The sequence below is a fragment of the Deltaproteobacteria bacterium genome (genome assembly GCA_018668695.1).
Lineage (GTDB): Bacteria > Myxococcota > XYA12-FULL-58-9 > XYA12-FULL-58-9 > JABJBS01 > JABJBS01.
Genome location: JABJBS010000112.1, coordinates 1 through 12,734 on the forward strand (window position 1 = coordinate 1; position 12,734 = coordinate 12,734).

Annotated in this window: 9 protein-coding genes and 1 pseudogene; 9 read left to right on the forward strand and 1 reads right to left on the reverse strand. The window is 50.3% G+C overall.

Annotated features, from left to right (window positions below; translation table 11 throughout):
• The first annotated feature begins 244 nt into the window (after nucleotides 1-244).
• The 9 genes and pseudogenes from HOK28_06395 to HOK28_06435 all read left to right on the forward strand — a co-directional run bounded on the left by HOK28_06395 (nucleotide 245) and on the right by HOK28_06435 (nucleotide 12,022).
• Nucleotides 245-631 (forward strand): annotated as a pseudogene (locus HOK28_06395) (DUF2177 family protein).
• A gap of 21 nt (nucleotides 632-652) precedes the next feature.
• Nucleotides 653-1,438: a DUF1295 domain-containing protein gene (locus HOK28_06400; protein ID MBT6432703.1), complete on the forward strand. Its 786-nt coding sequence runs from the start codon at nucleotides 653-655 to the stop codon at nucleotides 1,436-1,438.
• Nucleotides 1,439-1,538: 100 nt separating this feature from the next.
• Entirely contained in the window at nucleotides 1,539-4,133 is a 2,595-nt protein-coding gene (locus HOK28_06405) for a TonB-dependent receptor (GenBank protein MBT6432704.1), read from the forward strand.
• On the forward strand, nucleotides 4,133-5,053 hold the full coding sequence (locus tag HOK28_06410; GenBank protein MBT6432705.1) for a hypothetical protein: 921 nt from the start codon (nucleotides 4,133-4,135) through the stop codon (nucleotides 5,051-5,053). The genes HOK28_06405 and HOK28_06410 overlap by 1 nt, the downstream gene beginning before the upstream one ends.
• Nucleotides 5,054-5,550: 497 nt before the next feature.
• Nucleotides 5,551-6,354 carry a MerR family DNA-binding transcriptional regulator gene (locus HOK28_06415; protein MBT6432706.1) on the forward strand — a complete coding sequence of 268 codons (804 nt, stop codon included), beginning with the start codon at nucleotides 5,551-5,553 and terminating at the stop codon, nucleotides 6,352-6,354.
• A gap of 151 nt (nucleotides 6,355-6,505) precedes the next feature.
• Nucleotides 6,506-9,673 (forward strand): hypothetical protein, encoded by a 3,168-nt coding sequence (locus tag HOK28_06420; protein ID MBT6432707.1) that lies wholly within the window; start codon nucleotides 6,506-6,508, stop codon nucleotides 9,671-9,673.
• 94 nt (nucleotides 9,674-9,767) lie between these two features.
• Nucleotides 9,768-10,361, forward strand: coding sequence for a hypothetical protein (locus HOK28_06425; GenBank protein ID MBT6432708.1), 594 nt, complete (start codon nucleotides 9,768-9,770; stop codon nucleotides 10,359-10,361).
• A 1-nt stretch (nucleotide 10,362) separates the two neighbouring features.
• The gene (locus tag HOK28_06430) at nucleotides 10,363-10,854 is read left to right on the forward strand and encodes a redoxin domain-containing protein (GenBank protein MBT6432709.1); all 492 of its coding nucleotides are present in this window, start codon (nucleotides 10,363-10,365) and stop codon (nucleotides 10,852-10,854) included.
• Between the two features lie 121 nt (nucleotides 10,855-10,975).
• On the forward strand, nucleotides 10,976-12,022 hold the full coding sequence (locus HOK28_06435) for a hypothetical protein (GenBank protein ID MBT6432710.1): 1,047 nt from the start codon (nucleotides 10,976-10,978) through the stop codon (nucleotides 12,020-12,022).
• A 48-nt stretch (nucleotides 12,023-12,070) separates the two neighbouring features.
• Here the strand turns inward: HOK28_06435 and HOK28_06440 are convergent.
• The coding region (locus tag HOK28_06440; GenBank protein ID MBT6432711.1) for a hypothetical protein at nucleotides 12,071-12,734 on the reverse strand (664 nt) is incomplete at its 5' end.

The following is a 12,734-nucleotide window of genomic DNA, read 5'->3' on the forward strand; positions in this document are numbered from 1 at the left end:
AACCGCAGGCTTGTACCAAGATTCCAGTTATTCCCGAGTTTCGGCTCTCTGCGTCACATATTAGCGTATGATACTGAAATTAAAGAACTAAAATTTTATTCGCATTGATATACGTCCATGTTTTCCGCTAAGGAGTCCGGCGATTCGTACTTGTGAATAGCAATATTGAAGGAATGGTCTCATGACTGAAGAAACTCAAACTTAGCGCCCGCTTCTCAAATATCTTTTCACCGGGCTTGGATTACGTGCATGGTTGGGGACCGCATTGAGCTTTGCGGTGCTCGACGTGATTTGGTTGGGAACCATCGGGCGACCTATCTATGCCGAACTATTGGGTGACCTTTTAAGCCCGAATGCCTACATGCCAGCAGCGGTCATTTTTTACCTCTTCTTCGTCACTACGGTTTTCGGGTATGGCGTGTTGGGGGCGCGAAGTGCGAAGGACGCGATGTCTCGTGGAGCCTCGCTGGGGTTTGTAACCTATACGACTTACGAGTTAACCAACTGGGCGGTCATCGCAGGCTGGCCTGGTTTGTTGGTACCCATTGATATTCTTTGGGGCATTATTCTGACGGCTGGTGCTTCGCTGGTGGGCTACAAATTGCACCCCTTTGAAACGACAAACCGTTAAACGATTCCCGGAGGCTATTCCATGGATACATCAATCATGTTGAACACAGCAGGGGTCCTATTGGCAGTGATGAGTGCCATGTGGATCGTGAGTGTTGTGCTTAAGGACGCAAGTATCGTTGACCCCGTTTGGTCGCTCTTGTTTGTGATCATCGCGGCATCTTCAATTTATCAAACGGAAGTCACACCCGGGAAGATGCTGGTTTTAGGCTGTGTTGGACTTTGGGGTGTGCGCCTCAGTGTTCACCTCTTGGTTCGCTTTATTGGTGAGGAAGAGGAAGATCCACGCTACCAAGCATTCCGGAGGCATTTCGGTGTCGACCGCTATTGGTGGGTTAGCTACTTTCAGGTCTTCATTCTACAGGGTTGCTTGGCATTTCTGGTCTCCGCACCTCTGCAGGTAGCAGGAACTGCTGGAGCGAGCGATCCATTGATGGTCAATGATTGGATTGGTTTGGTGTTTTTCGCCGTCGGACTGTATTTCGAGGTTGTTGGAGATTGGCAACTGACGAAGTTCAAGCAGAACCCAGCCATGAAGGGTAAGGTTCTAAACACAGGCCTTTGGCGTTATACGAGACATCCTAATTACTTCGGGGATACTTGTTTGTGGTGGGGTTTGTGGCTGATGTGCCTCGACGAGCCATTGGGCTTGGCGGCCATCGTTGGACCGTTGGTCATGAGCTTCTTGCTGATGCGAGTTTCTGGGGTTCCGATGCTAGAGAACCGAATGAAGAAAACGCGTGAAGGCTATGAGGATTACGTAAGGCAGACCTCCTCGTTTTTCCCGCGTCCTCCGCGAGCCCTCTAAGGTCACGATATTTTTTCATGGGCATTGAACAAGGCAGCTAAGACCCTTAATGTAGGCCCCGTTGCGCAATTCAGAGTTTACGATTGCATGGAGTATCACGGTGTATAAATTTCATCTGTTGGCATGGTTGGTTTTAGGGATTTGCTTGGCTCCCGTTTCTGTGTTGGCTCAAGAACCGGATGAAGAGACACAGGCAGCAGAGACGACCGAGGCACCTCGATTAGAGAAACCACCGGTTCTCCTCGAGCAGTTACCCGTGTCGCTTCCAAAAGACACCATTTTCCCGGCGCAGCAAGTCCCGGTCGTTTTAGATTTGCTGGTCGACGAAAAAGGGGTGGTCACCGAGGCAACTGTGGTGGAAGGCGCAGGGGAGCCGTTTGATGCTGCAGCTGTTGCCTCAGCGCTCAATTTTCAATTTAAACCTGCACTCTTAAATACCGGTGCAGCCACTCCCGTAAGGATTCGATTTCGGCTTGTGATTGACAAGCCCCTGCCACCGCCGCCGCCGCCGGTAAAATTTGTTGGTCGCATACTAGAGCGAGGCACTCGAAAACCTCTTAAGCAGGTACCCATTGCGATTAAGGTTGATGACAAAGTCGTTCTTGAGTTGTCCACCGACGACAAAGGCTTTTTCAGAGCGGATGTCCCGAATGCGGTTTTTGTCATCGTGGGTATTTCACCTCAGCATGAGCGTCTTGAAGTTCTCATCGAAGCAGTGGCCGGCGAAGAACGCGAGGAACTCTATTACCTGCAAGAATTAGGTGGACGTTTTGAGGAAGTCATTCGAGGTCGCCGGCTTAAACGTGAAGTCACGCGCCGGGTGATTCCCAGAGAAGAAGTGATGATGGTTGCGGGCACCCAAGGAGACGCTATCAAGGTGGTAGAAAACCTTCCTGGCTCAAACCGCTCACCATCTGCAGGCCCTGGCGCTGGGCAGGTTATTTTACGTGGTTCAAACCCCGGCGACAGTTTGGTTTTGCTGGAAGGTCATGAGATTCCTCTGATTTATCACTTCGGAGCGATACGAAGTTCCTTCAACAGTGGATTTCTGGAGTCTGTTGAATTTGTACCTGGAAACTTCTCCGCTGACTTTGGCCGCGCAACGGGCGGTGTGGTTCAGGTAAAAGTGCGAGACCTTGATAGCGAAGCGTTTCGGGGTAACGTTGATGTGAACCTTTACGATGCAGGCTTCTTACTCGAAGGTCCACTGGGAGATGGGTGGACCGGTGGTTTTGCGTTTCACCGTTCCTATATTGATGCAATTTTGCCAGCAGTCATCCCGGATGATTCTCCTGTGTCGTTCAACACAGCGCCTCGCTACTACGATTACCAAATGATTGCCGCCAAAGACTTTGGCGATGCTGGCAAATTCCGGGGCATGTTTTATGGCTCGTTGGATACCGTCAAAATTCTTTTTGATGACCCCAACTCAGATCCGATATCCCGTGGCGCGCTTAATGCTGTCACCATGTTTCATAACATCCAGTTTCAATATGAAAGTGATCCCGCAGACTGGATACATCAGGAGACTTCTCTGCAGTCGGGCCTGACCAAGCTAAACTTTGAATTGGGACCAGAACTTTATTTTAATCTCCGAACCTGTCCGTTGGATCTAAGAAGTATTTGGGATTTTGAGCTGAATGATTCGCTAACATTGAGAAGTGGTTTGGACAGTCGCCTGGTTAATGGTGAGATTCAATTGAATTTGCCGCGAGCACCCCAGGAAGGCGATGAGCCTGCGCCGATATCAAGCCGGGAACTCTACTCAGCCAGTGAGACTTTTATGCCCTTTACGCCGGGCGTGTTTGTTGAGGCCCAATACGAACCTCTGGAGGGGCTGCTGCTCTCACCAAGCCTTCGTGTGGACTATTACAGCGAGCTGGGTCATGTGAGTTTGGACCCTCGCTTTTTTGCTCGATGGGTTCTTTCTGAAACGACCCTGATAAGTGGTGGAGTGGGGCTCTACCAGCGCCCGCCGGATCCTTACGAGTCGGACCCTGGATTTGGTAATCCAGACCTACTGCCTGAAAGAAGCTTGCACACTACATTGGGTTTTGAGCAGGCCTTGCCGCTGGATACCACTTTGGAAATGACAGGGTTCTATAAGGCGATTGACCGGATCGTGGTGAACAACCCGGCAAGTTATACGGATGACACGGAGCCAACCTATATTAACGAGGGCAAGGGCCGCATCTTCGGATTAGAGATGCTCTTGCGTTTTGCCCCAATACCGAGCGTGAGAGGATGGGTTTCCTATACATTCCAGCGCTCGTTTAGAACAGATGCTCCCGGGGAAGAAGAACGTCTATTTGACTTCGACCAACCGAATATTCTTACGTTGGTCGCCTCATGGAAAATCGGGTGGGGCTGGTCACTGGGTGCACGGTTCCGCTATGTTTCTGGTAACCCGTGGACCCCGATTGACTACACCATTTATGACTCAAATTCCGATGTGTACGTCCCGGTTTACGGGCCGACCAACAGTGGCCGATTGTCACCTTTTATGCAGCTGGATGTTCGAGTGGACAAGCAGTGGGTGTACGACACTTGGAAGCTAACGCTTTACATTGATGTTCAAAATGCGACCAACCGCGGGAACCAGGAAGGTTGGAGCTACAACTTTGATTTCAGTGAGGAGGCTCCTCTTACGGGTCTTCCAATCGCTCCTATTTTGGGACTTAAAGGGGAATGGTAATGCCGATATTCAAGCAGTGTGTCTTTTTGACGGTCTCATTATCTCTACTGGTTGCATGTGGGGACGACTTTCAGCCCCGTACATCCTTACAAGAAGTAAGAGTGCTCTCTATGGAAGCAACTCCTTTAGAAGTTGGCCTTGGTGAGGCGGTAACGGTTCAATCGGTTATTCACGTACCATCAGAGCGCAGTGTCGCGAGCTATAAATGGACTTACTGCCCGATTAATCTTGGTGCGGTTGCAGGCTATCAATGCATCGATGCTGCTTGTGAGGTAGAAATCACGACTACAAGTTACAGTGACCCGGTAACCGTGACACCTTCTGATTCTTTGTTTGCCTGCCTCGGAGTATTGGCTGAGAAGGCAGAATCGGGAGAAGCTCAAGAAGCGGATTCTATCGATCCCGATACGATTGCTAAGATTGACACCGCTCTTTTCCTCGAAATCACGGATGATGAGGGCCGCGTCTTTCGTCAGATAAAGACCATCCCCCTTTGGAAGGAAAAACCGGAAGTTATCAACCAGGCACCGGTTGTATCCGATGTTTTGATTGATGGTGTTTCTGCGCTTGGAACAAACGCCTTGATGGCGCAGCGTGAAGCGGAAATTGAAGTTCGGGTGGTCGTCGATCCTGAAAGCATGGGTACATATCTCAACTCCCGCAGTGAGGTCGTTGATGAAGAAGCTATCATCTCTTTCTATGCAACGGCGGGTGTATTTGCCGCGGACCGAAAAGATGGTTTCGATGTAACGAATTCATTGGAGTTTGCACCAAGCGCAATGGAGAGTGAACCGTGGGAGCCGCCTCTGGCTCTGGGGCCAGATGTGACGAGCATCGACATCTATACCGTTGTTCGAGATGGGCAGGGCGGTCAAACTGCATCTGGTCCATTTACCATTGATTTAAGCTCTGCCCCTTAAGGCGATAAACCTATCTTGTGCGAGCGGGCTCATCTGGCTGGTTCAACCTTAAGTTTACCAGTGACCACACCGACGTCGCAGTAAATGACTCCATAATCTTACCTGACCATCAATCTACCCAGGGGTTGATTAGTGGCGATAAACGTCGCATACTCGTTCGAGTTCTTCTTAGTTCTATATAGGTGAGTAACTTAGGCCTTCTTCTGCGCTCGCCGATAAGCATTTTAAGGCAGTGGCCGGGCACTTGTTCGGATGTTTATTATCAATAGGTCGATTGTGAGACCTTTGTTTACATTTCAAATAGGGTTTCTGCTGATTTTTTGACGCCCCGTGTCTAGACGCAAGGCTATTCTCTTTCGGGGCGCTCTAAAACGCCCAGTGGAAAAGTTGTTTATTGGTCTCTAACATACTGAAATTATTAGGCTTATCTTGCCAGTGGTCGTTTTGGTCGTTTTCGTCTTGAAAAAAACGACCACAACGCCCTACCTAAAGTCGCCATGGCCCATGACAGACTTACAACGGCAGACGCTGCCAAGATTGCAGGCGTTGCAACCTCCACTATCAAGCGTTGGGCAGACCAGGGTCTATTGCGGTTCACGAGAACGGCGGGCGGCCACCGGCGCTATGCGCGGGGTGTCCTGGAGAAAATGTTGAGCGCTGAGGATTCAGTCGTCGTTGCACCTTGGGTCAGTGATTGGATTGAGTGCTTGGAGCAAGCACAGCGTTACGAAATTGACGGCCGGCTCTTGGGAGCAAGAAGCCGTCTAGGAAGCTGGGCGGGTGTGGTCGATGAGTTGACTGAAGTGGTCGGTGAATTGGACCGCCGCTGGATGACCGGTGAGATGACCGGTCTGGATCAGCGCAGTATTCGAGAGTCGCTAAAACGCGGTTTGAACCGCGTTGCCGATGGACTTCCGGTAGCCCTCACGGGACCGAGATGCTTGTTGGCTTGCGCCGAAGGTGAGGAGTCCGATTTGGGGATTTCTCTGGCGGAGCTGGCATTGCGAGAGTGCGGTTGGCAGCCGGTTTGGCTTGGGTGCGGTGCACCTCTGGCTGAAGTGATTCGAGTTTTAAGGGAGTCCGAAATTGAGATGGTGTGCGTAACAGCGTCTTCAATGTTGGGTAGCCCGACCGAGCTAAGAAGCTTTGCTGCTCAATTTGAGCAAGCTTGCAGTGACAACGGTTCGAGGTTGATTTTGACAGGGTTAGGCTCGTGGCCGCTTAAACCCGACTATGGCACAAGGCTTAAATCTTGGGATGCCATAGAGGAGAAAGTGACCGCTCTGAATTTCAAACGCTGAAGGCGTTTGGAGCTGAGTGGTAGGGACGTGCAGGTGTCAGTTGAAAGTGCTCGAAGGCTCAGTGAAGTTTTCAGCGCATCTAAAACTGAGGACACCAAAAGAATGAACAAGCCGAACGATATCTATCGAGCGGCACCAAAAGGATAAGATGATGCTTATGTTATGGCTCTCTAAAGTAGACAACCCTGTGAGGTTCTTTAAAAACGGATTTCAAACACAGACAGTGATTACGCTGCTATGTGCTTTGGCTCTTGGTTCTATGACCGCTGGTTGTTCAGATGATGAAGACGAAGTGGAAGGCATCACGGCGGATCCATGTGCGCTTGAAACTCTGCCATTGCAAAATCGTACACGATTCCCCGTGGGTGAAACATTCTATCTGCCTACGTTCCCGAACGCCGAGCTTTGCGGCGAACTCTCGTGGACCATCGCCAACGCGGCATCAGGAAATGCCAATGAACTCGTTGCAGGTAAAGATGGTTATTACCGTTTTACACCTCACGTGGAAGGCTCCTATTCATTCGTAGCGACTCATCCTGAATCTGGTGAGTCTATCGAAGATTCAGTCGAGGTTGTACCCGGTGTGGGTCAGCCCTTTCATAACTATAACTATTACCCATGGCACTCCACGGCGACGGTCGGTGACGAGCTTTGGGTTGCGAATGTTTACAGCCCAACGATTTCCCGTCTTAGTAGAGTTGACCTCGCGCAGCTGGGAACCATTGAAGTGGGTGGATGGCCAGTATCCCTTGCGCAGGTACCGAACCAAGAAATGGTTTTAGTTGCCAATAAAGCAAGCGATACGATTGGTTTTGTAGATATCCGTGAAGGTCGCCAAGTCGATGCCGTATGGGTTGGAGATGCGCCGGCCGGTGTCGTGGTAAGCAGCGATGGCAGCAAGGCCTATGTTTCTCTCTCAGGCAGTGACCAGGTGGCGGTTGTAGATATTGCGACCCGCCAGTTGGTGGCTCAGATAGACGCAGTCTATGATCCGCTGGCACTTACGCTCAGCTCAGATGGTTCAGAGCTCTTTGTGGCTTCTCACCGTTCAGGACAAACGATTCAGTTCCCATACGACAGCCGTGATATCGAGGACGAGAAGGACATCGCTATCATTGATACAAATGCTCTTGAGACTACGGGTTATATTCTTGAAGCATCAAGTACCATCAACGACTTATTCTTCAACGATGGTGAGCTTTGGATGGTCGGGACGGCAAACGACATTGAAGGCGGCTTAAATGATGAAGACGTCTACAGCTTTATGCACGAAGTGGTTGTTCTTGAACCCACTGCAGGTGAAGCAAAGCGTTTACGAAGCGCAGACTTAACTCGTCAGGATTCCTCAACGGGTCACGCAGTTACACTTCAGAATATGGCGGTTTGTGATGGTTTGGTTTGGGTTACTGCTGAAAGCAGTGATGTTACGATAGCCTTGGACCCAACAACACTTGCTGAAGTTGGTCGATATACAACAACAGGTCGACCTCGGTCCGTAACCTGTGATGAAAATCTGACGGTCGTTCACGGCGCGGTAACGAATGCATTGCACCGTATTGGCAGTGGTAATGTGATCACAGTCGGCACCGGTAGCCCCGATACTCGTCCGGACACGCTTGTTTATGGCGCTCAGGTTTTCTCTATCCCAGGTGAGACTCAAGGTGCGAACCGAACATGTGCAAACTGTCATGTTGATGGTCTAAGCGACGGTGTCGTTTGGAATGCCGGTCCATTCCCGAATCACCAAGTGACGCGTCCTTTTCGCTGGCTTGAAGGTACAGGACGTATCGGTTGGGATGGCTATGTTGGTAGTATCAAGGTTTCTGGCTATGTTGGCGGCTCTACCATCAATAAGCGTTTCGACACCGACGAAGCGATTGCACTGGGTGATTTTCTCGCATCGTTGATGCCAGCTCCGGCGGCCAACGGGTGGACCCATCGTGATGGTTCTATGACAGAGCAAGCCATGACCGGTTTTGAAGTATTCCAAGCCAAAGCAGGTTGTGGTGGTTGTCACCAAGGCAAGCTGACCACCAACAAGCAGATTTATGAAGACGGATTAACACCGGGCCTTAGCGATGTTCCTTCTCTCGTTGATGTGACGCGTGTCGGTTCTTGGTTAAAAGATGGTTCAGCGGCAACGTTGCGAGACAGTGTTGATGTAGCCTTGGATACTTTTGGGCGTACGCTGGTTGAAGAAGATATGGACGCGATGATGCGTTATCTTCAAGAGATCACCGCTCGTGATTTCTTTGTATTAAATTCAAACTTCGATGAGCAAAATATTTTGGGAATCGACCAGAAGATTCGGTTGACGTTTAGCCAGCCGGTATTCAACGACGCTATCAATTTAACGGCCATCCGAGTAGCTGCGCCGGACGGTAGCTTGATTGGTCTTTCTTCAGATGCAGACAATCGTCATGTTACGCTGACTCCATTAGAGAACTTAGAGCCAGACACAATTTATACGCTAACAGTGCCGAGTTCTTTCGAAGCAGCCAACGGTTGGACGCCGGCTAAGGATATAGAGCTAGAGATTCAAACAGCTCGAGCTCCGCAGCTGACGCTTGAAGGTGAGTACCAGTGGGTGGTTGCTGTTCCCGTCCTGAATTTTCAGGATGGTAATTTCAGTGATATCACCGTAGACGCGGTTGTTCCTGTTCAGATGACAGGCACTGAGGGCGGTGGGACTGCAGTTTTCGATTTGGGAATGGACCTTCTTTATACAACTGAATATGTTGTCGATGGACCTAATCTACGAATCACCGACCTACCAGTACCTGCGGGTCCTTCCTTCGGCAACGGGTCTGCACTCAATGCTGGGCTCTACGATGCGGATGGCGATGGCGTAGCCGACGGTGTGAGTGGGGAGCTGAATCTGTCGGGACCAGCATTTGACCTACCTGGCGTGCGCTGGAGATTAGAGCGAAAGCCAACCGCACCACCAGCTGGTGGCTGCCAAGAAGAGAGCACGGGTTCTTTTGCCATCAACATCGACCGCAGCGGTGATGATGTTACGATTAGCTGGGACGGTCCTAACGCCATTGGACTCTATGTCACAGAACCATCGGCTACGATGCCGGCGGGGCCAGGCCAGACCGTCACAGGCGGGGAGTCCTTTTGGGTTCTTGAGTTCCAGGAATTCCCTGCTGGATTTGCGGGCCCGGTGACTTATGGTTCAGCAACTTCCGCATCTAGAGATGCGAGCCCAACCCATGGTGGGCCAGAAGGTGGCGCCGAACTCGTCGAGGGCGAGTGCTACAAATTTAGCGTTGTTGCCAATACTTTTGAAACCGTGACAAAAGTGATTCGTTGGTAACAGATTTTTCTGAATAACAAACCACGCACCGCTGTCTCTTCATGAAGGGCCAGTGGTGTTTTTGTTTTCATGGATTTACTTTGAGGTAAGGGAAATGAGCGTGTTTAAGTTTGTGAAGCATTTTATAGTTTTGTGGGTGGCTCTCATGATGTTGGGAACTCCTCTATTGGCCCAAGATAAAGAATCCATCAAAGTTGCCGATCACATTTTTCCGAAGACAATTGTTCTAGAGGGGACAACGCTTACCTTAAAGAGTGGGACACACTACCGTTATATGCGGATGTTTGATGTGCTTAGTGCGGGTATTTATCTTCCTGAGGCATTGCCGGCTAAAGATTTCGTTAAGCCAGGCTCAAGAGCTTTACGGTTATGCTACGACCGATCTTTTAGCGCGGAAGAATTTAGTAAAGTCACTGTTGACTTCATGACTGACAATAACCCAATTGAAGTGGTTAAGGCGTCGGAAAAAGAAATCGACGCGTTTAACAAACTTTACCAGGCAGTTGTGCCTGGGGACTGCTACACGTTAATCTTTGTTAAGGGACTCGGCTTGTCGTTCTTCAAGAATGACGTGAAGTTGGGTAATCCAGGCGAGGATCAATTCGCCGAAGCTGTGTTTCGTATTTGGTTTGGACCAGAGCCTTTTAGCAAAGGTATGCGCGACGATTTACTCGAAGGTACGTTATAGCATGATGATGGGATGGGTTGTGGCCATGGCTTTTTTGGGCTCGATGTCGGTAGGCGAAGTGGCTCCAGACTTCACAGTGAAGGATACAGACGGCACCTCTTGGACTCTGTCAAAGATGGTTGAGCAAGGGCCCGTGGTGGTCGCCTTCTTTCCAAAAGCCTTTACCGGTGGATGACGGAAAGAACTCACCGCGTTCCAGGCTGGATACGCAAAGCTTCAATCCAATAAGGGGCAGGTCCTGGCGATTTCAGGCGATGACCTCAAGACCATGGCAGCTTTTAAGAAAAGCTTGAACGCGGCGTACCCTTTCATTTCAGATCCTGATGCGGTTTTGATGAAGTTATTCGATGTCAAATACCCGTTTTTTACCGTTCCGAGTCGCCACACTTTCGTGGTTGGAAAAGGGCTACGGATCAAAGCCATTTTCAGTGGCGGCGATGCTATGGATGCTAATCAGGCCATTGAGAGTTGTTCTATCCCAATCAAGAATTAAGTAGCATTTTCGCCCATCCAATCTTTGATGGGACCCGGGCTTAGAGGGTAATGTAAGATAGGGTGCAGCGCTGGACGAAAGTGGCTGTATTCAATGTTACTCGCGAAGGACAGGTTGAGCAGTGATCACATCCCAAGGTCAAACAGAATCATTGGTTGCAACTTGGTCACGCCGTTTTGTCAGTGTTCCTCTCTATTGTGGATTAGCGCTGGTTGGACTTTTGTCGGCTCCCATTTGGTTACCGATTGCTATTCTGGTGGATTGCGCGAGAGGAAAATTCCCACTTCTTCCACGAACCCGCGCCTTAATCTTTTTTACTCATTTTCTATGGTGCGAAGTTGGCGGAATTTTGGTCGCGACTCTGATTTGGTTCGGGTTGTTAGGTGGTCTGATTGGCGGACCCAAACGTTTCGTAAACGCCAACGCTGCGCTTCAACGAGGATGGACAGCTTATTTATTCAAAGGCTTTCGTATTATTTTTTCAATGAAGGTCGAGGTTGAAGGATTAGAAGTTGCTCGGGGAGGGCCACTGCTGCTGTTCGTCCGGCATTCAAGCACAGCGGATACCGTTCTGGCCGCTACACTTGTGGCCAACCCGCATCGTCTTCTCTTAAAATACGTCCTGAAGCGTGAACTGCTCTGGGACCCATGCCTAGACATTGTAGGCCGCCGTTTGCCGAATGCTTTTATTGACCGCAATGCGCCTAAGCGGGCAGGAGAGCTTCATGCAATTTTGGAACTCGCTAAGGATTTAGATGAGCGCTTGGCGGTTCTGATATATCCGGAAGGTACTCGCTTCAGTGAGGCGAAACAAAAGCGCTTTGTGGATGCATTAAAGGAGAAGGGTCAGGAGCAGTTGGCTGAAATAGCCAGTGGTTACCGTATGGTTCTACCGCCGCGCTTGGCCGGACCTCTTGGGCTTATCGATGCAGCTCCCGGCGTAGACTTGGTTTTACTCGAGCACTCCGGGTTTGAGGGGGCGGCTACTTTCCGACGTTTTTGGAATGGGGCTTTGGTCGGACGGACGATTCGAGTTCGATTGAGACGAATCCCAGCTGCTTCCATTCCGAGCGAGGGCCGGGACCAATGGCTTTTTGAACGTTGGGCTGAAATGGACCAATGGATTGTCCAATCAATGAGTGAGAACCCAGGGCAGGATTGCACCTGAGTTCTCAGCTCGTCATCCTAAGGCATGCCCAGATCGCCTTATGATGCGCTATTCTTGGCCTGGAGCACAGGTTGAAACCCCTGCACCCACGATATTGCGTCCTGTATCTTGAAGCACCATGGTGAATGTTCCATCAGCCCGGGCTCGATAAATGTCGGTTGAACTTCCCATCCCGTAAGACCGAACAAATAGGTAGAAGTCGCCGCCCCACGTTGCGAACGCGAAAGTATCGATGCCGTATGGATCTGGAAAAGTTGGTAAAGAAATACTGCCGATAACTTCTGCATTGTTTTTGTCGATATGGGCAAGCCGCGCCGGTGTTTCCAGTGGCAGGATAGCCCAGAGTTCTCCATCACCGTTGCCTGTCAGTTCCGATTGGCTCGGCAATGTACCTAGAGTATCCAGTGACCAGGTATCAGTGTTGAGCTTTGCCAATGTATTTGAGTTGGCGATGTAGAGGCTGTCTTCCCAGGTATCTGAGTGAGCGGTCGCGTAACCCATTCCGAAGGCGCCGAAGTCTACGCTGTAAGCGGTCTCGGTGCAGGTCATGGTCTCTAAGTGAACCGAGTAGACCGTATTGTCTGCATAGCGAATATACGCATAGCCATTTCGAGCCACAGACATGGAAGCGGGCGTGCCCGAAAACAGCGCGCAATCAAGTGCACCATGGAAGTTCAGCGCATTGTTTTCAGGGTCGAAAATATAGAGCGAG

Coding starts and splice junctions, on each gene's coding strand:
- HOK28_06420 (MBT6432707.1), top strand. CDS start 6,506: ATGCTTATGTTATGGCTCTCTAAAGTAGACAACCCTGTGAGGTTCTTT.
- HOK28_06425 (MBT6432708.1), top strand. CDS start 9,768: ATGAGCGTGTTTAAGTTTGTGAAGCATTTTATAGTTTTGTGGGTGGCT.
- HOK28_06415 (MBT6432706.1), top strand. CDS start 5,551: ATGGCCCATGACAGACTTACAACGGCAGACGCTGCCAAGATTGCAGGC.
- HOK28_06400 (MBT6432703.1), top strand. CDS start 653: ATGGATACATCAATCATGTTGAACACAGCAGGGGTCCTATTGGCAGTG.
- HOK28_06410 (MBT6432705.1), top strand. CDS start 4,133: ATGCCGATATTCAAGCAGTGTGTCTTTTTGACGGTCTCATTATCTCTA.